Genomic DNA, 22317 nt, shown 5'->3' with positions numbered 1-22317 from the left:
GTGTTGTTCACGACCCATGGGGGTGGGAGCCGCTCCCGGTTGCATTGTGGGGGGGCGCGCCCGGGGTTCAATGGCCACCCGGCGCCTCACCCCTCACTCGTTCGGCCTACCCGGCCGGGCGGGCGGGGCCCGCGACCGGGCACTGTGGAGTACGCGTTCACCACACGCTCCCCTGCCCGGCACGGCCGAGGAGGTCCCCCTTGTGCGCCTGTCCAGCAGCCTGGCCTCAGTGACCGTAGCCGTCTGTCTCGTGCTGTCCCTGTCGTACGACGCGATGTCGCACGCGCGCGTGGAGGTACGGCCGGCCGCCGCACCGGAGCCGTTCGGGGCGGCGTGCCGCAGCAGGGTCAGCGGCTCCCATGTGATCGCGTACTGCCACAACCCGTATCCGGAGCCCGATCACGTCAGCCTGCACATCGAGTGCGACCGCTGGTGGGACGTCGACAGCGACGGCGCCTCGGTCGAGGCCGGGCCCGCCCAGACCGTGCGTCTGACCGGCCGCTGCTGGAAGGAGGTCCGCTCGGTGTGGGTCAGCCATCGGAAGGAGCGCTGAACCGGGCCGGGCGGCACAGGAACGGATAGCTCGCGGCCTCCCGGGCGGCCGCCGCCGCGTCGCCCGTGCGGATGGCGTCGACCAGCCGCGCGTGGTCCATGTGCGTCTCCGGCGTCAGCTCCTCGCCGACGTCCTCGCGCAGCCAGTCCCGCAGCACCTCGCCCAGGTCGGCGTACATCGCGGTCATCACGTCGTTGTGGGAGGCGGCCACCACCGCCAGGTGGAAGGTCGCGTCCGCGGTCACGAACACCTCGGTGTCACCCGACTCCCACGCCTCCTCGCGTCGCACGAGGAGCGCGTCCAGCTGCTTGAGGTCCTTCTCCGTGCGCCGCTCGGCGGCCAGCCTGGCGGCGGCCGACTCCAGCGTGGAACGCAGCTCGGCGATGTGCCGTGGGTCCGCGTCGGCGAAACGGCGGTGCATCACGCCGGCCAGCTCGCTCGTGGCCGCGACGTAGGTGCCGGAGCCCTGGCGGATGTCCAGCAGACCGTTGTGCGCGAGCGCGCGGACGGCCTCGCGGACGGTGTTGCGGGCGACGCCGAGCTGCTCGACCAGCTCGGGCTCGGTCGGGATCCGGGCGCCGACCGGCCATTCGCCCGAGGTGATCTGGTTGCGCAGAGCGGCGATGACCTGCTCGGACAGCGCCGACCGGCGGGGATGGCTCAGGGGCATGGCACACCTTCGCACGGGCGGGGCCGGAGCGGACGGCCGGGGAATGGACAACCAATCATCCCATGATTCTATGATGGTCCTCATGGTGAGTGAGGAAACCCGGACGATGAAGTCCGCGACCGTAACCGGCCCGGCCGCGACCGACCGCCAGGAGGCCGCCGGCCCCCCGGGAGCCGCCACGCGCGCGTGGGCGACGCGCCTGGTCGTCGTCGGCATCGTGCTGTCCGCCCTCAACCTCCGGCCCGCCATCACCAGCCTCGGTGCCCTCCTCGAGGAGGTCCGCGACGGGCTCGGCATGAGCGGCAGCGTGGCCGGGCTCCTCACCTCCGTGCCCCCGCTCTGTTTCGCCGTCTTCGGCGTCATGGCCCCCAGGCTCGCCCGCCGCTTCGGACCGGGCGCGGTGGTGTGCGCGGGCATGGCGGCCGTCACCGCGGGCCTGCTGATACGGCCCTACGCGGGCGAGACGGTCGGTACGGCCGGATTCCTGGCGGGCAGCGCCCTCGCCCTCATGGGCATCGCGGTCAGCAACGTCCTGATGCCGGTCATCGTCAAGCGCTGGTTCCCCGACCGGGTCGGTTCCATGACCGGCCTCTACTCGATGGCTCTCGCCCTCGGCACCTCGGCCGCCGCGGCGGTGACCGTGCCGATGACGGAGGCGCTCGGCGGGCGCTGGCAGTCCGGGCTCGCGGTCTGGGCGATCCTGGCGGCGGCGGCCGTCCTGCCGTGGATCCCCCTGGTGCGGGACCGGGGGACCGTCCCGGCCGAGCGGGCCCCCGCGCGCGGGGAGCCGTCGGCGCCGCTGCGGATCACCCGGAGCCGTACCGCCTGGGCGCTCGCCGTCTTCTTCGGGCTCCAGGCCACCGCCGCCTACATCACCATGGGCTGGATGGCGCAGATCTTCCGGGACGCGGGCGTGTCCGCGGGCACGGCGGGGCTGCTGCTCGCCGTCACGATGGTGATGGGCGTGCCGCTGGCCTTCGTCATCCCGCGCATCGCCACCCGGCTGCCGCACCAGGGCCCGATCGTGATCGCCCTTGGCGTCTGCGGCCTCGCCGGATATGCCGGTCTGTACTTCGCGCCGGCCGGCGGCGCCTGGGCCTGGGCCGTCCTGCTCGGTGTCTCCAACTGTGCCTTCCCGCTGGCCCTCACGTTGGTCGGGATGCGGGCCAGGACCGGCGCGGGCGTCGCCCAGCTGTCGGCCTTCGCGCAGAGCACCGGCTATCTGATCTCCATCCCGGGCCCGCTCCTGGTCGGCGTGCTCTACCAGCACAGTGGCGGCTGGGGCCTGCCGATCGCCCTCATGACCGGCCTGATGATCCCGCAGATGCTGGTGGGCGTCCTGGCGGGACGCGACCGCACGGTGGAGGACGAGGCGGCGCGCTGATCCGCGCGGCAGCCCGCCGGCGCCACCCCCGAGGAGTCGTGGCGGGCGACGGGTGCGAGACTTGCCGTATGCCAGTGCTCGATCCGAACCCCCAGAACGGCCAGAAGAAGATGCTCCTCGTCTTCGGCTCGTTCTTCGCCATTTTCGTGATCATCGCCATCATCGCGACGATCGCCTCGCCGTGAGCCGTGTCCCGCGCGATCGTCCGGCGGGCCGAGGGTGGGGCTAACCCCCTGTCCCCTAGGGGGCGAGTGTCAGGGTCAACTGGGTGGATCACCGGATGGGTTGAAGGCCGGAGATTCCGTAGCTTCGAGACGTGACCGCGAGAGGCGGACACGGACGACTCGAAGACGGCGGAGGCACCCATGTCGGCTCCTACGCACACCCGGCCCCACCCGGCATCCCGGGGTGGCGTCGACATCCGGCTGCCCTGGTGGGCCCTCGCGCTGCCGACACTCGCCTTCATCGTGCTCCTGGCGCTGATCCTGAACCCGACGGACGCGCACGCGGCGTCCGGCGATCCCGCCGTCAGCCGCCTCGTCGAGCGCGTACAGCAGCTGATAGCCCGCTGAACACGGCCGGAACCGCCGGTCAACTCCCTGCGCCCCATGGCCTGTTTCATGCGAAGCTGGATCCCATGAGCGTCGCAGAACCCCGCAGGATTGTCCTCTTCCGGCATGCGAAAGCAGACTGGCCACAGGTGACCGATCACGAGCGGCCGCTCGCTGAGCGGGGCCGCATGGACGCCGCAGTCGCCGGACGCAAGCTGGCCGACACCGGCATCCCCTTCGACCTGGCCCTGTGCTCCACCGCGACCCGGACCCGCGAGACGTGGAAGCTCGCCGTCCACGAGTTCCCCCACCGGCCGAAAACGGTCTACGAGGAGCGGGTCTACGAAGCCTCGCCCGGCGAGCTGATCGCCCTGCTGAACGAGAACCCCGACGACGCACAGAACGTCCTGCTCATCGGCCACAACCCGGGCATCCAGGGCCTCGCCGACATCCTGGCCGGTGCGCACGAGAGTGACGCCCGCGAGCGGATGAGCAACCGCGGCTTCCCGGCCGCCGCCTTCGCCGTACTGTCCTTCGAGGGCTCCTGGAAGTCCCTGGAGCCCGGTGCGGCCACGCTGGTCGACTACTGGGCGCCGTCCGACTGACCTGCTTCTGTCCGCGGGAGGGCCCGGCACCGCGGTGGTACCGGGCCCTCACCGTCGTCCGCGCGGACGCCCTCGGCCGTCCGGGCGGGCTCAGTCCTCGTCGTGCGTGTCCGCGGCCTCGACCTCTTCGCGGGTGACGCCCAGCAGGTACAGCACCGTGTCGAGGAACGGCACGTTCACCGCGGTGTGCGCGGCCTGCCGCACCACCGGCTTGGCGTTGAAGGCGACCCCGAGACCCGCCGCGTTGAGCATGTCCAGGTCATTGGCACCGTCGCCGATCGCCACGGTCTGCGCCAGCGGTACGCCCGCCTCCGCGGCGAACCGGCGCAGCAGCCGCGCCTTGCCCGCCCGGTCCACGATCTCGCCGGTGACCTTGCCCGTCAGCTTCCCGTCGACGATCTCCAGCGTGTTGGCCTGGGCGAAGTCGAGCCCGAGCCGTTCCTTCAGATCGTCCGTGACCTGCGTGAAGCCGCCCGACACCACGCCCACTTGGTAGCCGAGCCGCTTCAGCGTGCGGATCAGGGTGCGCGCGCCCGGCGTCAGCCGCACCTCGCTGCGCACCTTGTCCACCACCGACGCGTCCAGGCCCTCGAGGAGCGCCACGCGCGCGTGCAGGGACTGCTCGAAGTCCAGCTCACCGCGCATCGCGGCCGCCGTCACCTCGGCGACCTCGTCCTCGCAGCCGGCGTGCGCGGCGAAGAGCTCGATCACCTCGTCCTGGATGAGCGTCGAGTCCACATCCATGACGACCAGGCGCTGGGCGCGGCGGTGCAGTCCGGCCGCGACGACCGCGACATCGACGCCGAGCGCCGCCGCATCGGTCATCAGGGCGGTGCGCAGCGGCCCGGTCTCCACACCGGACACCGCGAACTCGACCGCCGTCACCGGGTACTTGGCGAGCCGGAAGATACGGTCGATGTTCCCGCCGACCTTCGTGATCCTCGCGGCGACCGCGGCCGTCGCCTCTGCCGTCAGCGGATGCCCGAGCACGGTGACCAGGGAACGCCCCAGCCCGCGCGGACGGTTGTCGCCGAGGCCGGAGATGATCTCGGCCTGCATCTTGATCGACTCGGCCCAGCTGTGGACGGTCGCCCGCAGATCTCCCTCCAGCCCGCTGGGCGGCGCGGTCACCAGCGCGCACAGCACCATGCGGCCACGGGTGACGACCTGCTCGATGTCGACCACGTCGACGGAGTAGGCGGCAAGGGTGTCGAAGAGTCCGGCCGTGATGCCCGGCCTGTCCTTCCCGAAGATCTTGACGAGAAGGGTGGGGACGTCAGAGGACGAGGTCTGCGAAGCGCTCATGGTGTTCCCACCGTATCCGGCACGCAGTGCCTTCCGCGCCCGAGGTCCGCCTGACGGACACGGAACGCTGGGTGACGGATAGGTGGCGCCGACCTTGCGCGTCGGCCACGTCTTCGCTGCACACGGCTCCGCATGCCGCTCCCCGGGGGACGGATCACTGTCGCCCCTCAGGCCTCCCTGGCGGAGGAGGAGGTGGCGGAGGCGGCCGGTCCCCGGATCGTGGCCCGGGCGGCTTACGGGGCCTCCGCGGTGGCGGCTCGATCGGCCGGGCCACCGTGGGCGCGCCGTACACGTCGTCGCCGGGCGAGCGCGGACGCCCGGCCCGTCGCGGCTCGTCGGTCGGCCGCGCGTCCTCCGGTTCCCTCAGCTCGTCCGGCACCCGCAGATACGGATTGGTCGCCGGGTTCGGCGGCCGGTAGGGCGAGCTGGGGGCGTACGGCCCGGACTCGTCGGCGTGCGGCTGTTCCGGCTCACCCGCGTAAGGGCCGTGCCCGGTGCCGGTGCGTGTGCCGGTGCCCCCCGTTCCCTCGGTACGCCTGGCACCCCCGGCCTCCGGCCCCCACCGCCCGTCACCCAGTGCCGGCGGCGCCGCCCGTTGCCCCGCCGCCCCGGTCGCGCGGGCGAGCAGCGCACCGGCGGCCCCCGCGCCCGCGCCCCACACGGCGCCCAGGAGCAGGGCCATGCCGAGGTGGCCGCGCAGGTCGACCCCCGCGCCGAACGCGTCGAAGCCGAGCACGGACAGCGAGGCGTCCACGGACACCTGCGTCAACCAGGCGAGCAACGGCAAGGTCAGCGCCGTGGCGATCCCCAGCCGCAGCGCACACCGCCCGGCGAAACCGAGGGCACCCGGATCTCGTACAGCCGCCGAAGCCGCGGCCCCCGCCGAACCCGCGGACGCACCTCCACCCGCGGCCCCCACCGCACCCGAGGACGCAGTCCCCGCCGTTCCCGCGGCCCCCACCGCACCCGAGGACGCGCCGGCACCCGCCGAGGACGCGCCGGCACCGGCACCACCACCCCCGCCAACCATCCCCACCGGCGTCCGCACAGCCGTCAGCACCCCCGCCAGCAGCATCATCAGTGCCGCAGCGACCCCCAGCAGCCACACCCGCCCGTCCAGGTCGGCCAGGCGCCCCAGCGTGACCGACTCGTCGGAGCCGCTGCCCAGCAGGTCGTCCAGGGGGTCCGGCAGCAGGCGGGTCAGTTCGCCGGTCGCCCGGCCGTCCCACGGCACGAACAGGCCGATCGGGATGCCCAGCCACACCCCGTTCGGCGCCCCGAGCAGCGCCGCTCCAGCGATCCGCTTCGGATGGTCGTCACTGATCGCCGCGTACCCCGCCGCCGCGAACCCGGCCGCCACCGCCACCAGCAGGACCGTGACCAGGGCGGACGCGGCCGGCCGTACGACTCGGTGCACGGCCTCCCAGCCGAGCGGCAGCGGTGTGCGGCGCGAGGCCAGCAGGGCGATCAGCAGGATCCCGGCCGACCAGCCGAGCCCGCCGAGCAGCGTCGGCGCGGTGTCGACGGTGAAGCCGACCGCCGCCTTCGCGTCGACGAGGTCGCCGATCTGGTCGGGCAGCAGCCCACCGATGTCCCCGATGTCGCCCACCCCGGGAATCTCGATGCCGCCGCCCCCGCCCCCGCCGGGCAGGTCGTCGAGGCCCAGCGCGCTCCCGTCGATCGTGATGACATCGTGTCCCGCCCAGGCCAGCCCGCCGAGCATGGCCACGAACAGGGCCACCACCGTGCCCGCGCGCGCGAGGAGTTCGGAAGGCGCGATCACAACTCCGGCCGCGCGCAGGGACCGTAGGAAGAACCAGGACAGCAGCAGCGCACCGACCAGGCTCACGCCCAGTGGCGTGATCTCGACGGCGGTCGCCGCCTCCGCGCCCGTCAGGCCGAACGCGGACACATCGCCGGACGGTGTGACAGAACCACCCGCCCCAAGAGCCACCACCGCCGCGGTCATCGGCCCGAGCGAGCCCGCCGTATCGGCTTCGAGCAGATGCAGACCGAGCGCCGCCGTGCCCGCCATCCCGATCAACGCCCAGCTCACCGAGGCGATCGCGGACAGCAGGATGTCTCCCCAGGGCAGCCTCGTGCCGGGTTTCGTGGTCTCGACGCTCCTGGACGCACTCATGGCAGACCCCCCGATCCGCGGCACGGCCCGCTCGCCGCGCATGTCCCCCTCGCGTGGATTACCACTCTCCGGGCCGGTTTCAACCCCGTCAACGGAAACAGCCGAAGCGGGCGTTATGCCTTCTACACAAGGCCCGACTTTCGGTCAGGGGGCCGAGCCTGAAATAGTTCCCGACGATGTTCGACATCCCTAGACTCCCTGTGATGGGGGTACATCGGGGGACTACTCAGTGGGGCATGGAGTGCCGGAACTCGTACTGGAATTGAATGGACGGACCTGGACGCTCGACCCGTCCAGGCCATACACCCTCGGACGTGATCCGCAGGGGGACGTCGTGCTCGACGACGCGAGAGTGTCGTGGCGGCACGCCACGATCAGCTGGAACGGCCGCAGTTGGGTCATCGACGACCACGGCAGCACCAACGGCACGTTCGTGCGGGGGCAGCGGATCCACCAACTGGAGATCGGTCCCGGCTCGGCCGTGCACCTGGGCAACGCGACCGACGGACCGCTGCTCAACCTGTCCGGTACCGCGGCCGCGGCTTCGCCGCAGGCACAGCCCGAGCAGCAGCCGTACGCGGCTCAGGGCGCGGGCGCGGGCTGGGCCCAGCAGGCGCCGCCGCAGCAGCAGGCCCCGCAGGCCGGCTGGCAGCAGCCGCAGCAGGCCGCACCGCACGTCCCGCCGCAGCAGGGCCCGGCGGACAACTACGCGCAGAAGGCACCCGGTGGTGGCGCGGGGGCGCCGCCGGTCTACGGCGACCGCAGCCCGACCACGTTCCACCAGTTCTCGCTCGGCCGCGTCATGCGCATCGGCCGTGCCCTGGAGAACGACCTGGTCGTCTCCGACCTCCAGGTCTCCCGCCACCACGCGGAGTTCCACGCCACCCCCGACGGCCGCTTCGAGATCCGCGACCTGGGCTCGCACAACGGCACGTACGTCAACGGTCAGCCGATCGCCAAGGGCGGCACCCAGCTGCTGGGCCCGAACGACATCGTCGGCGTCGGCCACTCCACGTTCCGCCTGGTCGGGGACCGTCTCGAGGAGTTCGTCGACACCGGTGAGGTCTCCTTCTCGGCCCGCCATCTGACCGTCACGGTCGACGGAGGCAAGCAGATCCTCAAGGACGTCTCCTTCGGCGTCCCGGAGAAGTCGCTGATCGCGGTCATCGGCCCCTCGGGCTCCGGCAAGTCGACGCTCCTGAAGGCGCTCACGGGCTACCGCCCCGCCAACCAGGGTGACGTCCTCTACGACAACCGGAACCTGTACAAGCAGTTCGCCGAGCTCCGCCAGCGCATCGGTCTGGTCCCGCAGGACGACATCCTGCACAAGGAACTGACCGTCAAGAAGGCCCTCAAGTACGCGGCCAAGCTGCGCTTCCCGGCCGACACCACGGCCGCCGAGCGCGACGCCCGCATCGGCGAGGTGCTGCGCGAGCTCAAGCTGGACATCCACAAGGAGAAGAAGGTCACCTCCCTCTCCGGTGGCCAGCGCAAGCGCGTCTCCGTGGCCCTGGAGCTGCTCACCAAGCCGTCGCTGATCTTCCTGGACGAGCCGACCTCCGGCCTCGACCCGGGTATGGACCGCGACGTCATGCAGCTGCTGCGCGGCCTCGCCGACGACGGCCGTACGGTCCTCGTCGTCACGCACTCCGTGGCCGAACTGGCGATCTGCGACAAGCTGCTCGTGATGGCGCCCGGCGGCAGCGTCGCCTACTTCGGCCCGCCGGAGGAGGCGCTGAACTTCTTCGGCTACGACACCTGGGCCGACGTCTTCTCCGCCTTCGAGAACTACCGCGACTACGACTGGGCGGGCCGCTGGAAGGGCTCGCAGCACTACCAGATGTACGCCGCGGACATCGACGCAGTAGCACCGCAGTCCGTACAGATGCCGCCGATGCAGGCGATGAGGCCGCCGAAGCCGCAGGGCTGGATGTCCCAGTTCGTCACTCTGGTGCGTCGCTACACCTCGGTGATCGCCTCCGACAAGGGCTTCCTGGCCCTGATGGTGATCCTGCCGGCGGTCCTGGGCGCGGTGAGCCTGCTCATCGATTCCGGCAACAGCCTGCTGCCCAACCCGGCCAACCCCAAGACCGGCCGGATCATCCCGAACGGCACGGCCACCACGGTCCTGCTGATCCTCGCGGTCGGTGCCTGCTTCGCGGGCGCCGCGAACTCCGTCCGTGAGCTGATCAAGGAACGGGTCATCTACGAGCGGGAGCGCGCCACCGGCCTGTCCCGCTCGGCGTACCTGATGTCCAAGGTGTTCGTGCTCGGCCTGATCACCGTGTTCCAGGGCCTGCTGGTCGGTGTCATCGGCTTCGCCAGCCGGGAGATTCCGGCGGAGGGTCTGGTCCTCGGCAGCGCCACCATGATCGAACTCTCCATTCCGATCATGGCGCTCGGTTTCACCTCGATGATGTTCGGCCTGATCATCTCGGCGCTGGTGAAGACGGCCGAGAAGACCATGCCGTTGCTGGTGATGTTCGCGATCATCCAGGTCGTGTTCACCGGCTGCCTGTTCACCCTGAACGGCGCGGTCGGCGTCAACGAGTTCTCGTACCTGATGCCGTCCCGCTGGGCGGTGGCCGCCGCTGGTGCCACGCTGGACTTCAACAAGATCAGCCCGCCCAAGGAGGGCGGCGACACCGACCCGCTGTGGGAGCACACCGTCGGCGCCTGGGGCATGGACATGGCCGCCCTGATCGTCCTCGGCGTGATCTGCGGCTTCTTCGTGGCCCGCTTCCTGCGCCGCCACGAGCCCGAGGTCATGCGCAAGTGATCACTGTCGTACCAAGGTGAAGGGCGGCACCCCGGTGGGGGTGTCGCCCTTCGGCGTAGAAGAGGTCCGCGCGACCTCAGTACGCGCTGTCGACGTTGTCCATGGAGCCGTACTTGTCGGCCGCGTAGTTGCAGGCGGCGGTGATGTTGGCGACCGGGTCGTAGATGTTCCAGGACGTGCCGGGGACGTGGTAGGCCTTGAAGGTCGGCGGGATGACCTGGAGCAGGCCCTTCGACGGGATGCCGTTGATGGCGTTGATGTCCCAGTTGTTGATCGCGTTCGGGTTGCCGGAGGACTCCCGAATGATGTTCCGGTGCAGGCCGCTGTACGAACCCGGGATGCCCTTGGACTTCATGATGTCCAGGGATTCCCGGATCCACCCGTCGAGGTTGTTGGCGTAGGTCTTCGCCGCGACGGTCTTGACCTGGGGGCGCTGGGCGGACCGGCTGGCGGCCTCCTTCGCCTTGCGGGCCTGCTCGGCCTTCTTCTTGGCGGCGGCCGCGGCGGCGGCCTTCTTCTTCGCGGCCGCATCCGCCTTGGCCTTGGCTGCCGCGTCGGCCTTCTTCTTCGCCTCGGCCGTCTTCTTCGCCGTGGCGGCCTGGCTCTGCAGGCTGCTACCGGCGAGCTGCTCGGTGACACCCGACTTGAGGCCCGTGAGCTGCTCGGACTTGTAGGCCACCGGAGCCGCGGCGACCGCCGCCTCGGAGGTGGTCGTGTGCCCGCTCGGAACGGCGGTGAAGGCAACGGCCGCGGCACCGAGAGTGGCGACACCGGCGATGGCGATCCTGTGCGTCCGGTTCAGGGCGCGACCTCGAGTCTTGATGTTCTTGAGCATGCGTGGGACCTCTTCGAATAGCGCGGAGGTCGCTCGGCGTCCGGTGGGGGACGGGGTGCTTCCGGCACAAACGCCGCGGGGCGAACCCGCGGCGCTGAGCGACGGTTGCCATTCTTAGCGGCCGCAAAATGCCCAGGCAAAGGTGTGACGTACGAAGCCGGGTAGTGGATCGGGGAAGGGCAAAACGGGACAGACCAGAACGTCTGCCCCGTTCACGATGGAGGGGTTTGTCTCCTATTTCACCTAGTACGTGATCTGCGCCCTATGTGCGGGCTCACACCGGGGCGGAGGGAGTCTCACCAAGAGTTGCTGGAGCAATGCTCTGTGTGAGGCCTCTCCTCGGGCAGGATGAGGTGCACGTCCCCGAACTCGTGCCACAGGTAGAGCCCGCGCAGCGCCTCCTCGTAACTGCGGTCGACCGCCGCCCGTCCGGCGACCGCCTCCAGCATCAGAAGATGCGACGCCTCCGGCTCGTGCAGCCCCGTCAGCAGCCCGTCCACCACCCGCACCCCGCGCTCCGGGGTCACCACGAGATCGGTCCACCCCGCACGCGCGCGGACGACCCCGTCGGGCCCCGCGGCCGACTCCACGGCCCGCACGGCGGTGGTCCCCACCGCCACGACCCTGCCGTCGGCCGCCTTCACGGCGTTGATCAGCCGCGCCGAGGGCTCGGGCACCGTGAACCGCTCCGGATACGGCGGCTCGTGGGCCTCCGCCGACGCCACCCCGGTGTGCAGCGTGATCGGCGCGAACTGCACCCCCCGGCTCACCAGCTCCGCCACCAGCCGCGCGGTGAAGGGCCGCGCCGCACTCGGCATCTCCGCACTCCCCGACCCGTCGGGCGACGGCAGCGCGAACACCGTCTGGTAGACGGACAACGGCTGGTCCCGCTCCGTATAGGAGTAACGGATGGGCCGCCCGTGCTCCCGCAGCACGCCGAGGATGTCCGCCCCCGACGCTCGCGCCCACCACAAGCGCCCACTGGGTGTACTCAGCGGCTCTTCCACGACCAGCCGTCCACCCCCTGGCAGCCGCACCCGCGTCCCCGCGGGCCCGCCGGCACGCGCACGCGTGGTGCCCTTCTCGTCGGGGTCCCGCAGCTCCACGGCCCACCGCCGGTCGTCGCCGCGGGTGGAGAAGTGCACCACCACACGCGCGTGCCCGATCCGCCCGTCGACGGCCGCCGCCAGCGTGGGCGAGGTGTTCACGACGAGCAGGTCCCCGGCCCGCAGCAGCCGGGGCAGCTCCACGAACGCGTGGTGCGACACCTCGGTGCCACGCGAAACGAGCAGTCGTACGGCGTCCCGGTCGAGCCCGGGTCCCCTCTGCTCTGCCGGCACACGCGCCGACAGCTCCTCCGGAACATGCACCGCCAGCGTCATCGCTCCTCCAGCAGAGCGGGAGCCGCGTAGCGTCCGCTCGCGGGCCGCTCCTCCAGGAGCCGCAGGAACGCCGGGACCACTCCTACCGGCTCCGGCCGCGGATCCTTGTCCTCCGGTACGGCGGCCGCGTACAGGTCCGTCGCCATGTCGCCGGGGTCGACCGCCCAGACCCGCAGCCCGGGTTCCTCCTCGCCGAGTACCGCCGCGAGATGGTCCAGGGCGGCCTTGGACGCCCCGTAGCCGCCCCATGTCTCGTACGCCTCCGCGGCCGCGTCCGAGCTGACCGCGATCACCGTGCCCGCCTCGGACACCCGCAACAGCGGCAGCGCCTCCTGGACGAGCCCCAGCGGGGCCACCACATTGACCTCCAGTGCCCGCCGCAGCCCTTCCACGGGCAGTTTCTCCAGCCGCACCAGCGGCTCGGCACCCAGCGCACTCGCGTTGTTCACCAGGAGGTCGACCCCGCCCAGCTTCCACGCCGCCGCCACCAGCTCGCTCCGGTGCCCGGCGTCCGTGACGTCCCCCGGGAGGGCCGTCACCCGCGTCCCGTGCCTGGAGACGGCCTGCGCCGCCTCCGTGAGGGCCTGAGCGCCTCTGGCGTCCAGCACCAGATCCCAGCCCCGCGCTGCCAGGGCGTCGGCCAGCGCCCACCCCAGTCCCTTCGAGGCCCCCGTGATGATCGCTACCGGCATGACACCCGTCCCCTCGTCCTCGACGCCCTGATCGGCGTGTCCCCAACGTAGGAACCGGGCCTCGGCCGCCGCCTCGGACGCGGGCCGCAAAGCGTGAAGTCCTTCGCCCTAGGACTCGCGGACCAGACGACGGCCGCCACAGGTCGGATACGGACTGTCACACCCCGCCGGTACCGTGAGGGCATGAGTCAAGGCCCCCGGTCCGGCCTCGCCGCGGTCAGCACCGCGCTGCTGGCCATGAGCAGGCACCTCGAGGTGCGCGACGTCCTCAAGACGATCGTCGCCTCGGCCCGTGAGCTGCTCGACGCGCAGTACGCCGCGCTGGGCGTGCCCGACGATCACGGCGGCTTCGCGCAGTTCGTGGTCGACGGCGTCAGCGAGGAGCAGTGGCGGGCCATCGGCCCCCTCCCGCGCCAGCACGGCATCCTCGCCGCGATGCTGCACGAGGCCAGGCCCGAGCGCCTCGCCGACGTGCGCAAGGACCCCCGGTTCGAGGGCTGGCCGTCCGCCCACCCCGACATGTCCGACTTCCTGGGCCTGCCGATCCGCGACGGCGACGAGGTGATCGGGGCGCTGTTCCTCGCCAACAAGAACTGTCCGAAGCCGGAAGGCAGCTGCGGCTTCACCGAGGACGACGAGGAACTCCTGTCGATCCTCGCCCAGCACGCCGCGATCGCCCTCACCAACGCCCGTCTCTACGAACGCAGCCGCGAGCTCACGATCGCCGAGGAGCGCTCCCGGCTCGCCCACGAGCTGCACGACGCGGTCAGCCAGAAGCTGTTCTCCCTTCGCCTGACCGCCCAGGCCGCCGCCGCCCTGGTCGACCGGGACCCGTCCCGCGCCAAGGGCGAACTGCAACAGGTCGCCCACCTCGCCGCCGAGGCCGCCGACGAACTGCGCGCGGCAGTCGTCGAGCTGCGCCCCGCGGCACTCGACGAGGACGGCCTCGTCGCGACCCTCCGCACCCACATCCACGTCCTGGACCGCGCCCACACCGCGCGCGTGACCTTCGTCGGCCGCGGCGTGCGCGCCCTGCCCGCCGCCCAGGAGGAGGCGGTGCTGCGCGTCGCCCAGGAGGCCCTGCACAATGCCCTGCGGCACTCGGGTGCCGAACATGTCGACGTGACCCTGGACCGGCGGGGCGGCGGAGCCGTCCTGCGGGTGACGGACGACGGCAGCGGCTTCGACCCCCAGGGGATACGCCGCGCGGGACGCCACCTGGGCCTGGTCTCCATGCGGGACCGGGCGAGCGGGGTCGGCGGCGCACTGTCCGTGGAATCGGCGCCCGGCAAGGGCACCACGATCGAGCTGGAGGTCCCCGGTGGCTGACGCAATCAAGGTGTTGCTCGTCGACGACCACCAAGTGGTCCGCCGGGGCCTGCGCACGTTCCTCGAAGTCCAGGACGACATCGAGGTCGTGGGCGAGGCGGCCGACGGCGCCGAAGGCGTCGCCCGCGCGGAGGAGTTGCAACCCGACGTCGTCCTCATGGACGTCAAGATGCCGGTCATGGACGGCGTCGACGCGCTGCGCAAGCTCCGCGAACTGAACAACCCCGCGCGCGTGCTCATCGTCACCAGCTTCACCGAACAGCGCACGGTCGTCCCGGCCCTGCGCGCGGGCGCAGCGGGGTACGTCTACAAGGACGTCGACCCCGACGCCCTGGCCGGCGCCATCCGTTCCGTCCACGCCGGACACATCCTGCTCCAACCCGAGGTCGCGGGCGCGCTGTTGTCCCAGGAGGAGAACAACTCGGGCCAAGGCAGGAGCGGTTCGCTCACCGAGCGGGAGCGCGAGGTGCTCGGGCTGATAGCGGACGGCCGCTCCAACCGTGAGATCGCCCGCGCGTTGGTCCTCTCCGAGAAGACCGTCAAGACGCACGTCTCGAACATCCTGATGAAGCTCGACCTGTCGGACCGCACCCAGGCCGCCCTGTGGGCCGTACGCCATGGCCTGACCGGCTGAAAGGCTCTCCGCACGGCAACACGGAGCGTTCCCCTCCGGAATGAGATTCATACCGTCGTGGGAATGTCCCCCGGATGGCGCATCCTTTGCGGATCTCCGCCGTTCTCCAGTGCGTGCTGCGGCGACTGCCGCGGCAATCGCTAGGAGGGCTTAGAAGTGAAGAACCTGAAGAAGGCAGCGGCCGTGACGATGGTGGCCGGCGGGCTGATCGCCGCCGGTGCCGGTATGGCCTCCGCCACCGACGGTGCGATCGCCGACGGCAAGGCCGTGGGCTCGCCGGGCGTCGTCTCGGGCAACCTCGTCCAGGCCCCGGTGCACGTCCCGGTGAACGCGGTCGGCAACAGCGTGAACGTCATCGGTGTGCTGAACCCCGCCTTCGGCAACCTGGGCATCAACCACTGACGCCAGTCGCCGAGCAGGTCATGACTTCGGCCTCCCGGGGGTTCCCCGGGAGGCCGGTCCGTTTGTCGCCCCACGTTCGGCAACGAGTGCGAGAACGACTGACATCACACGGCCGACGAGAGGCCCCGCGAGTCAATGACGACTCGCGGGGCCTTTTCGTACTTGCTCAGAGCCGAGCGGGAGCCGGAGCCGGGCTGGACCCGAGCCGGACTCGGAGCTTGACCCGGACCTGGACCGGAGCCGGCGCCGGAGCCGGGCTGGACCCGAGCCGGACTCGGAGCTTGACCCGGACCCGGACCTGGACCGGAGCCGGAGCCGGCGCCGAGCCGGAGCCGAGCCGAGCCGGTCCCGGACCCGGGCCGAACCGGACCCCCGAGCACCCACGCCGGTCACCGGCACCCCCGACGCGCTCAGCGAACGCCCCGCTCCCGCTCCTCCACATACGCGTTGTACGCGGCCACCTGCGCCCGCCGAGCCGTCCGCTCCACCGGCCGCAACGCCTCAGCCCTGGCCGCCATCTCGCCGGAGCTCACCGCACCCCCGTGCCCGTTCTCGTACGCCAGCGACACCAGCAACCCCACCCGCCGCGCCAGCTCCAGCACCCGCACCGCCCGCGGCGGATACCCCGGCGCCAACACCTCCCGCCCCCGCTCGGCCCGCGCCCGGTACGCGTCGATCGCGGCCTCGGCCACCGGCCCCGACCCGGCGACGTCCAGCTGAGTCAGCACCTCGGTCGCATCCCGCAGCGCCTCCGCCAGCTCCCGCTCGGCCTCCCCGAGCGAGGGCACGTCGGCCGGCGGCGCCTCCCGCACGGCAAGGCAGTGCCACACGACCTCGACATGGACATCGCCGTCGGGCCCGGCCTCGTACACCTCGGGCACCAACCCGAGCGCGGCGCCGTGACAGATCACCGCCTCCTCGGCCTCCAACGCCCGCGCGTTGAACTCCGGCGGCCCGCTCAGCCCCAGCGGATGTCCGGGCGCGGGCAGCGCGACCCGCAGCCCCGTGACGCCGAGCGACCGCAGCCGCCCCAGCGCGAGCGTGAGACCGACGGGCGCCGACTCACCGGGCAGCCCCTCCACCCGGTGCACCGCGTCCTCACCGACGATCGCGAGTACGGCGTCGTCCGGTGAGACAAGTCCGGCCAACAGGGCATTTCCCCAAGCGGCAAGCTGTCCAGAGCGTGGTTCCGAAAGCATGCCTCCACCCTAAGGACAGGACCGATGGAATGGAGCGGCCGACCGGTGGCGTAGATTTCCTTGAGGGCTGCGCCCACCGGCGCGGCGGACGAGCCACTGGCGAACGCGACAGCCGAGACCGGCCACACTGCAAGGGGAGACAACGCGCTCATGAGCGATGTTCTGGAGCTTCAGGACGTATCCGTGGTCCGGGAGGGCCGGGCTCTGGTGGACCAGGTCTCCTGGTCGGTGAAGGAGGGCGAGCGCTGGGTCATCCTCGGTCCGAACGGCGCCGGCAAGACCACCCTCCTGAACGTCGCGTCCAGCTACCTCTACCCCAGCCAGGGCACCGCCACCATCCTCGGCGAGACCCTCGGCAAGCCCGGCACCGACGTCTTCGAACTGCGCCCGCGCATCGGCATGGCCGGCATCGCCATGGCCGACAAGCTGCCCAAGCGCCAGACCGTCCTGCAGACCGTGCTCACCGCCGCGTACGGCATGACCGCCGGCTGGCAGGAGGAGTACGAGGAGATCGACGAGCAGCGCGCCCGTGCCTTTCTCGACCGCCTCGGCATGAGCGAGTTCCTGGACCGCAAGTTCGGCACCCTCTCCGAGGGCGAGCGCAAGCGCACCCTGATCGCCCGCGCCCTGATGACCGACCCCGAGCTGCTGCTCCTCGACGAGCCCGCCGCCGGCCTCGACCTCGGCGGCCGCGAGGACCTCGTGCGCCGTCTCGGCCGCCTCGCGCGCGACCCGATCGCCCCCTCGATGCTCATGGTCACCCACCACGTCGAGGAGATCGCCCCCGGCTTCACCCACGTCCTGATGATCCGCCAGGGCAAGGTCCTCGCCGCCGGCCCGCTGGAGCTCGAACTCAGCTCCCGCAACCTCTCCCTCTGCTTCGGCCTGCCGCTCGTCGTCGAACAGGTCGGCGAGCGCTGGACCGCACAGGGCCTCCCGATGGCCTGATTCTGCGAACTCCCTGGGTAAGAAGCCTCTTCCGAGGCTCCGGCGCCCTGTCGGAGGAAGTACTCCCGGACCTACCATGACCATGTGAACGACATCGACGCATGGGTGTGGTGGCTCGTCGGCGCGGTAGCGCTCGGAATCCCGCTCGTGGTGACCGCGATGCCGGAGTTCGGCATGCTCGCGGTGGGCGCCGCCGCGGCGGCGGTCACGGCCGCAGTCGGCGGAGGCGTCACCGTCCAAGTACTCGTCTTCGCCGCCGTATCGGTCGCCCTGATCGCCGTCGTACGGCCCATCGCCGCCCGGCACCGCTCACAGCGGCCCCAACTCGCCACCGGTGTGGAGGCGTTGAAGGGGAGACAGGCCGTCGTGCTGGAGCGCGTCGACGGCTCCGGCGGCCGGATCAAGCTCGCCGGGGAAGTCTGGTCCGCCCGATCTCTTGCCACCGGCCACGCCTTCGAAGTGGGCGAGGAAGTGGACGTCGTGGAGATCGAAGGTGCAACAGCGATCGTCATGTGACCTCGCAGAACACAGGCATGACGTAACTGAACCGAACGCCCCACGAGGCACACGACGGTCTGACAGACTCGACCAGCAAGATCTTCAACAGACATAAGATCTTCCGAAAGCGCCGAGGCGGAGAAGGGTACGGGGAGCACGATGGAACCGGTCATCATCGTCTTGATCATCCTGGTGGTGTTGGTCTTCATCGCCCTGATCAAGACGATCCAGGTCATCCCACAGGCGAGCGCCGCCATCGTGGAGCGCTTCGGGCGCTACACGCGGACGCTCAACGCGGGCCTCAACATCGTCGTTCCGTTCATCGACACCATCCGCAACCGCATCGACCTGCGCGAACAGGTCGTACCGTTCCCGCCCCAGCCGGTGATCACCCAGGACAACCTGGTCGTGAACATCGACACCGTCATCTACTACCAGGTGACCGACGCCCGGGCCGCGACCTACGAAGTCGCCAGCTACATCCAGGCGATCGAGCAGCTCACCGTCACCACGCTCCGCAACATCATCGGCGGCATGGACCTGGAGCGGACCCTGACCTCCCGCGAGGAGATCAACGCGGCCCTGCGCGGTGTCCTCGACGAGGCCACCGGCAAGTGGGGCATCCGCGTCAACCGCGTGGAACTGAAGGCCATCGAGCCGCCGACCTCCATCCAGGACTCGATGGAGAAGCAGATGCGCGCCGACCGTGACAAGCGCGCCGCGATCCTCACCGCGGAAGGTACGCGCCAGGCCGCCATCCTCACCGCCGAAGGTGAGAAGCAGTCCCAGATCCTGCGCGCCGAGGGTGAGGCCAAGGCCGCCGCCCTGCGCGCCGAGGGCGAGGCGCAAGCCGTCCGTACGGTCTTCGAGGCCATCCACGCCGGCGACCCCGACCAGAAGCTCCTCTCCTACCAGTACCTCCAGATGCTCCCGAAGATCGCCGAAGGCGACGCCAACAAGCTCTGGATCGTCCCCAGCGAAATCGGCGACGCCCTCAAGGGCCTGTCCGGCGCCATGGGCAACTTCGGCAACCTCGGCGGCGGTTCGGGCGGCGGAGGCAACTCCGGCAACGGCGGCTCAGGCACGGAACGCCGCGAGAAGCCGTCGATCGACTGACAGCTGTCGTACGGGACTGGGGCCCGCCTCCTGACGGAGGCGGGCCCCAGATCCATGAACGGGTGCGCCCTAAGCCGCCGGCTGAGCCAGCCACCTCGGCAGCGCCCCGAAGTCCTCATGTCCCAGCGACAGCAGCATCGCGTCCGCCGGGGTCGGCTCGAACGGCAGCCGCAACAGCGGCATGCCCGCCTCCTCCGGAGTCCGGTTGGCCTTGCGGTGGTTGTCCTGCGCGCACGAGGCCACCGTGTTCAGCCAGGTGTCCTGGCCACCCTGCGACCGCGGCACCACGTGGTCCACGGTCGTCGCCCGCCTGCCGCAGTACGCGCACCGGTGCCGGTCCCGTATCAGGACACCCCGCCTCGACCACGGGGCTTGTCTTCGGAAGGGCACCCGTACGTACCTGCACAGCCTGATCACCCGGGGCGCCGGTATGTCGACCGCGGCTCCGCGCATGCGCAGTTCGGGGTGGGACTGCTCGACGACGGCCTTGTCCTGAAGCACCAGAACGACGGCTCGGTTCAACGTCACCGTCGACAGCGGCTCGAAGCTCGCGTTCAGTACCAGCGTGTCCCGCATGTCAGCCCACCTCCCGTGCGCACCGGCCCACCCCTCTGGCGGGCTGGATCAACTCTGGCCGGGCACGCCGAGATGGACAACGCAATAAAAATGCCCGCCTCTGATCACTTCCAAGACCAGAGGCGGGCAAACGTTCCCTGAACGTCAGTCTTCGGCGGGCACCTCGTACTCACCGATCAACTGCGCCCGGGCCAGCGTGTGGAAGCGCAGGTTGAAACCCACGACGGCCGGACTGGCGTCCGAGTCGGGACCGAGCTTGTCCTGGTCCACCGCGTACACCGTGAAGACGTACCGGTGCGGCCCGTCCCCGGGTGGCGGGGCGGCACCACCGAACTCCTTCGTTCCGTAGTCGTTCCGCGCGTGTACGGCGCCCTCCGGCAGCCCTTCGAACTTGCCGCTGCCCGCGCCCACCGGCAACTCGGTCACCGAGGCCGGGATGTCGAACACGACCCAGTGCCAGAACCCGCTGCCCGTCGGAGCGTCGGGGTCGTAGCAGGTCACGGCGAAACTCTTGGTCTCGGCCGGGAAGCCCGCCCACCGCAGCTGCGGCGAGGTGTTGCCGGCCGCCTGGACCTGAGCGTCCTTGAGCGTCGCGCCCTCCACGACGTCCTCGCTCGTCACCGTGAACGACGGGACGGGCGGGTGGAAGTCATGGGGGAGCGGCCGCCGCTTGAGCTCGGTCACCTCGGTACCTCCTGATCGGTTCTGGAGTCAGTGGTTCCGAGCCTAGAACCAGTTGCGCTTGCTGCCGACCTCGGACAGCCACTGGTTGAGGTACGCCACCCAGTCAGTGCCCTGGTAGTCGTGCAGACCCACCTGGAACGAGCGGAAGGTGTCGCTGCTCTCGCTGAACAGACCCGGCTTCTTGTCCATCTCCAGAACGACGTCCATCGCGCTCTGATCGGCGACGAAGCTCAGCTCGACCTGGTTCAGCCCCCGGTACTGCTGCGGCGGCAGGAACTCGATCTCCTGGTAGAACGGCAGCTTCTGCCGCGTACCCCGGATGAGACCGCGCTCCATGTCCGCGTTCTTGAACCGGAAGCCCAGCTGGATGAAGGCGTCCAGAATCGCCTTCTGCGCCGGCAGCGGGTGCACGTTGACCGGGTCCAGGTCACCCGAGTCCACCGCGCGCGCGATCTCCAGCTCCGTGGTCACTCCGATGTGCATCGCGGGCAGCGCGCGCCCGTCGATCATCGTGATCGGCGTCTCCCACGGGATCTCCAGCCCGAACGGCACCACGTGCACGGCGTTCGCCTTCAGCTCGAAGGCGCCGCCGAGCCGCTGCTTCGTGAACTCGATGTCCTGCTTGTACTCCTGGTCGCCGCTCTCGACCTCGACCTTCGCCTGCAGCCCGACCGACAGCGCCTCGATCTGCTGGTCGACGGACCCGCCCTGGATCCGCACCTCGCCCTGGACGACACCTCCCGGCACGACGTTGACCTCGGTCAGCACCGTCTCCACCGAAGCCCCGCCGGCACCCAGGCTCGCGAGCAGCTTCTTGAACGCCATGTCTCTCCCTCTTCAGGCGGGCCCTCGGGCACCGCCTGTTCCGTCGGTTCCGTCGTCCTGCATCTTGCGCTTCCGGCGCTCCACGCGCGCGGGTCCTTGATCCGTACAAACGCGATCCGGCCGCGGCCGGTTCCGAACTCTCACCCTGGCAAGGCGCGGGCCCCCTGACCACCCCGGCGCACCCACTCGTCTGCACTACCCTCGGACGGCATGATCGCGACCCCCGACCGTACGCCCCTGCCCAGAGAGTTCTTCGACCGACCCGTACTGGAGGTCGCCCCCGACCTCCTCGGCCGCATCCTCGTACGCACCACCCCGGACGGTCCGATCGCCCTGCGCCTCACGGAGGTCGAGGCCTACGACGGCCCCAACGACCCCGGCTCCCACGCCTATCGCGGCCGCACGGCCCGCAACGGCGTGATGTTCGGTCCGCCGGGCCATGTGTACGTCTACTTCACCTACGGCATGTGGTTCTGCATGAACCTGGTGTGCGGTCCGGAGGGGGAGTCGAGCGCCGTCCTCCTCCGTGCCGGCGAGATCGTCGAGGGCGCCGAGCTGGCCCGCAAACGTCGACTCTCGGCCCGAAACGACAAGGAACTGGCCAAAGGCCCCGCCCGCCTGGCCACGGCCCTGGACGTGGACCGCGCACTGGACGGCACGGACGCGTGTGCCACCGGGAACACACCCCTGCGTGTCCTGGCGGGTACCCCCGTGCCCCACGACCAGGTCAGCAACGGCCCGCGCACCGGAGTGGCCGGCGACGGAGGCGTCCACCCCTGGCGCTTCTGGATCGCCAACGACCCGACGGTGAGCCCCTATCGAGCCCATGCGCCCAGGCGTCGCCGAAGTTGACTCCCCCTCCGAAGGTGCGTAACGTAGCTCCAGCCGCTTGACCCGGGTACGGCGTTCGCCTGCAGCCGGAAGCGGCCAAACCACTACTTACGACTCTCCCCTCAGCAGGGGCCAATTCGGCGTGCACGCATGTCCGAATTCGGAACTCGCAGGACTCGATTATGAGTTGGCGGGAGGGATCGGTTAACGTAGTGAATGTCGAAAGGCCGACAGGCGAAAGCCAAGGCTTTACGGCAGCCCCCTCCGACAGGGAATCGGGCCCGAAAGGATCTGATAGAGTCGGAAACGCAAGACCGAAGGGAAGCCCGGAGGAAAGCCCGAGAGGGTGAGTACAAAGGAAGCGTCCGTTCCTTGAGAA

The 22317-nt window shown here is 70.6% G+C and carries 23 protein-coding genes; 13 read left to right on the top strand and 10 right to left on the bottom strand.

What is annotated here, in order from left to right; all coding sequences use genetic code 11:
• Positions 1-202 precede the first annotated feature (202 nt).
• Positions 203-553 carry a hypothetical protein gene (locus tag ACFWWR_RS45005; RefSeq protein WP_383876257.1) on the top strand — a complete coding sequence of 117 codons (351 nt, stop codon included), beginning with the start codon at positions 203-205 and terminating at the stop codon, positions 551-553.
• Here ACFWWR_RS45005 and ACFWWR_RS45000 read toward each other — a convergent pair.
• Positions 531-1223 carry a FadR/GntR family transcriptional regulator gene (locus tag ACFWWR_RS45000; protein WP_383876259.1) on the bottom strand — a complete coding sequence of 231 codons (693 nt, stop codon included), beginning with the start codon at positions 1221-1223 and terminating at the stop codon, positions 531-533. The genes ACFWWR_RS45005 and ACFWWR_RS45000 overlap by 23 nt on opposite strands.
• 70 nt (positions 1224-1293) lie before the next feature.
• On the opposite strand from ACFWWR_RS45000, the gene ACFWWR_RS44995 reads away from it, so the two are divergent.
• From ACFWWR_RS44995 to ACFWWR_RS44980, 4 genes are all read left to right on the top strand, one after another.
• The gene (locus ACFWWR_RS44995; protein ID WP_383876260.1) at positions 1294-2607 is read left to right on the top strand and encodes a CynX/NimT family MFS transporter; all 1314 of its coding nucleotides are present in this window, start codon (positions 1294-1296) and stop codon (positions 2605-2607) included.
• Positions 2608-2675: 68 nt separating this feature from the next.
• The gene (locus tag ACFWWR_RS44990; RefSeq protein ID WP_086023195.1) at positions 2676-2792 is read left to right on the top strand and encodes an SGM_5486 family transporter-associated protein; all 117 of its coding nucleotides are present in this window, start codon (positions 2676-2678) and stop codon (positions 2790-2792) included.
• Between the two features lie 180 nt (positions 2793-2972).
• On the top strand, positions 2973-3179 hold the full coding sequence (locus tag ACFWWR_RS44985; RefSeq protein ID WP_383876262.1) for a hypothetical protein: 207 nt from the start codon (positions 2973-2975) through the stop codon (positions 3177-3179).
• 65 nt (positions 3180-3244) lie between these two features.
• On the top strand, positions 3245-3763 hold the full coding sequence (locus ACFWWR_RS44980) for a SixA phosphatase family protein (protein ID WP_383876263.1): 519 nt from the start codon (positions 3245-3247) through the stop codon (positions 3761-3763).
• A gap of 90 nt (positions 3764-3853) precedes the next feature.
• Here ACFWWR_RS44980 and serB read toward each other — a convergent pair whose 3' ends face one another.
• Together serB and ACFWWR_RS44970 are read right to left on the bottom strand one after the other, a co-directional pair.
• Positions 3854-5068, bottom strand: coding sequence for a phosphoserine phosphatase SerB (gene serB, locus ACFWWR_RS44975; RefSeq protein WP_383876264.1), 1215 nt, complete (start codon positions 5066-5068; stop codon positions 3854-3856).
• Positions 5069-5222: 154 nt separating this feature from the next.
• The gene (locus ACFWWR_RS44970) at positions 5223-7208 is read right to left on the bottom strand and encodes a streptophobe family protein (protein ID WP_383876265.1); all 1986 of its coding nucleotides are present in this window, start codon (positions 7206-7208) and stop codon (positions 5223-5225) included.
• A 241-nt stretch (positions 7209-7449) separates the two neighbouring features.
• Here ACFWWR_RS44970 and ACFWWR_RS44965 point away from each other — a divergent pair, with 241 nt between their 5' ends.
• Positions 7450-9987, top strand: coding sequence for an FHA domain-containing protein (locus ACFWWR_RS44965; RefSeq protein WP_383876286.1), 2538 nt, complete (start codon positions 7450-7452; stop codon positions 9985-9987).
• A gap of 76 nt (positions 9988-10063) precedes the next feature.
• Here ACFWWR_RS44965 and ACFWWR_RS44960 read toward each other — a convergent pair whose 3' ends face one another.
• From ACFWWR_RS44960 to ACFWWR_RS44950, 3 genes are all read right to left on the bottom strand, one after another.
• Positions 10064-10822: a transglycosylase SLT domain-containing protein gene (locus ACFWWR_RS44960; RefSeq protein WP_383876267.1), complete on the bottom strand. Its 759-nt coding sequence runs from the start codon at positions 10820-10822 to the stop codon at positions 10064-10066.
• Positions 10823-11118: 296 nt separating this feature from the next.
• Positions 11119-12204 carry an S-adenosylmethionine:tRNA ribosyltransferase-isomerase gene (locus ACFWWR_RS44955; RefSeq protein ID WP_384310088.1) on the bottom strand — a complete coding sequence of 362 codons (1086 nt, stop codon included), beginning with the start codon at positions 12202-12204 and terminating at the stop codon, positions 11119-11121.
• Positions 12201-12896, bottom strand: a complete 696-nt coding sequence (locus ACFWWR_RS44950) for an SDR family NAD(P)-dependent oxidoreductase (protein ID WP_383876288.1) — start codon at positions 12894-12896, stop codon at positions 12201-12203. The genes ACFWWR_RS44955 and ACFWWR_RS44950 overlap by 4 nt, the downstream gene beginning before the upstream one ends.
• A 183-nt stretch (positions 12897-13079) precedes the next feature.
• Between ACFWWR_RS44950 and ACFWWR_RS44945 the strand changes: the two genes are divergently transcribed.
• From ACFWWR_RS44945 to chpE, 3 genes are all read left to right on the top strand, one after another.
• Positions 13080-14225: a GAF domain-containing sensor histidine kinase gene (locus ACFWWR_RS44945; RefSeq protein WP_383876270.1), complete on the top strand. Its 1146-nt coding sequence runs from the start codon at positions 13080-13082 to the stop codon at positions 14223-14225.
• A complete protein-coding gene (locus tag ACFWWR_RS44940; RefSeq protein WP_383876271.1) occupies positions 14218-14859 on the top strand; it encodes a response regulator in 642 nt (213 codons plus the stop codon). The genes ACFWWR_RS44945 and ACFWWR_RS44940 overlap by 8 nt, the downstream gene beginning before the upstream one ends.
• Positions 14860-15015: 156 nt before the next feature.
• The gene (gene chpE / locus ACFWWR_RS44935) at positions 15016-15261 is read left to right on the top strand and encodes a chaplin ChpE (protein ID WP_053755165.1); all 246 of its coding nucleotides are present in this window, start codon (positions 15016-15018) and stop codon (positions 15259-15261) included.
• A 410-nt stretch (positions 15262-15671) separates the two neighbouring features.
• Here the strand turns inward: chpE and ACFWWR_RS44930 are convergent, their stop codons facing one another.
• Positions 15672-16460 (bottom strand): hypothetical protein, encoded by a 789-nt coding sequence (locus ACFWWR_RS44930; RefSeq protein WP_383876273.1) that lies wholly within the window; start codon positions 16458-16460, stop codon positions 15672-15674.
• 150 nt (positions 16461-16610) lie between these two features.
• Here ACFWWR_RS44930 and ACFWWR_RS44925 point away from each other — a divergent pair, with 150 nt between their 5' ends.
• The 3 genes from ACFWWR_RS44925 (at position 16611) to ACFWWR_RS44915 (ending at position 19022) form a co-directional block, all read left to right on the top strand.
• Complete coding sequence (locus ACFWWR_RS44925) at positions 16611-17408, top strand: ABC transporter ATP-binding protein (RefSeq protein ID WP_383876275.1); 798 nt, start codon at positions 16611-16613, stop codon at positions 17406-17408.
• An 84-nt stretch (positions 17409-17492) separates the two neighbouring features.
• Positions 17493-17924: an NfeD family protein gene (locus ACFWWR_RS44920; RefSeq protein ID WP_383876277.1), complete on the top strand. Its 432-nt coding sequence runs from the start codon at positions 17493-17495 to the stop codon at positions 17922-17924.
• 141 nt (positions 17925-18065) lie between these two features.
• Positions 18066-19022 carry an SPFH domain-containing protein gene (locus ACFWWR_RS44915; RefSeq protein WP_383876279.1) on the top strand — a complete coding sequence of 319 codons (957 nt, stop codon included), beginning with the start codon at positions 18066-18068 and terminating at the stop codon, positions 19020-19022.
• Positions 19023-19091: 69 nt separating this feature from the next.
• On the opposite strand, the gene ACFWWR_RS44910 is transcribed toward ACFWWR_RS44915, so the two are convergent.
• The 3 genes from ACFWWR_RS44910 to ACFWWR_RS44900 all read right to left on the bottom strand — a co-directional run bounded on the left by ACFWWR_RS44910 (position 19092) and on the right by ACFWWR_RS44900 (position 21107).
• Positions 19092-19598 carry an HNH endonuclease gene (locus tag ACFWWR_RS44910; protein ID WP_383876280.1) on the bottom strand — a complete coding sequence of 169 codons (507 nt, stop codon included), beginning with the start codon at positions 19596-19598 and terminating at the stop codon, positions 19092-19094.
• 144 nt (positions 19599-19742) lie between these two features.
• Positions 19743-20282 (bottom strand): YbhB/YbcL family Raf kinase inhibitor-like protein, encoded by a 540-nt coding sequence (locus ACFWWR_RS44905; RefSeq protein WP_383876281.1) that lies wholly within the window; start codon positions 20280-20282, stop codon positions 19743-19745.
• A gap of 42 nt (positions 20283-20324) precedes the next feature.
• Complete coding sequence (locus tag ACFWWR_RS44900; protein ID WP_383876283.1) at positions 20325-21107, bottom strand: sporulation protein; 783 nt, start codon at positions 21105-21107, stop codon at positions 20325-20327.
• A gap of 210 nt (positions 21108-21317) precedes the next feature.
• Between ACFWWR_RS44900 and ACFWWR_RS44895 the strand changes: the two genes are divergently transcribed.
• Positions 21318-21959, top strand: coding sequence for a DNA-3-methyladenine glycosylase (locus tag ACFWWR_RS44895; protein ID WP_383876284.1), 642 nt, complete (start codon positions 21318-21320; stop codon positions 21957-21959).
• Positions 21960-22317: the final 358 nt, after the last annotated feature.

It is taken from the genome of Streptomyces sp. NPDC058678, from assembly GCF_042714835.1.
In the GTDB taxonomy this organism is placed as follows: domain Bacteria; phylum Actinomycetota; class Actinomycetes; order Streptomycetales; family Streptomycetaceae; genus Streptomyces.
Note: the sequence above shows the minus strand (reverse complement) of the source record. Positions and strands in the feature narration are given on the sequence as shown.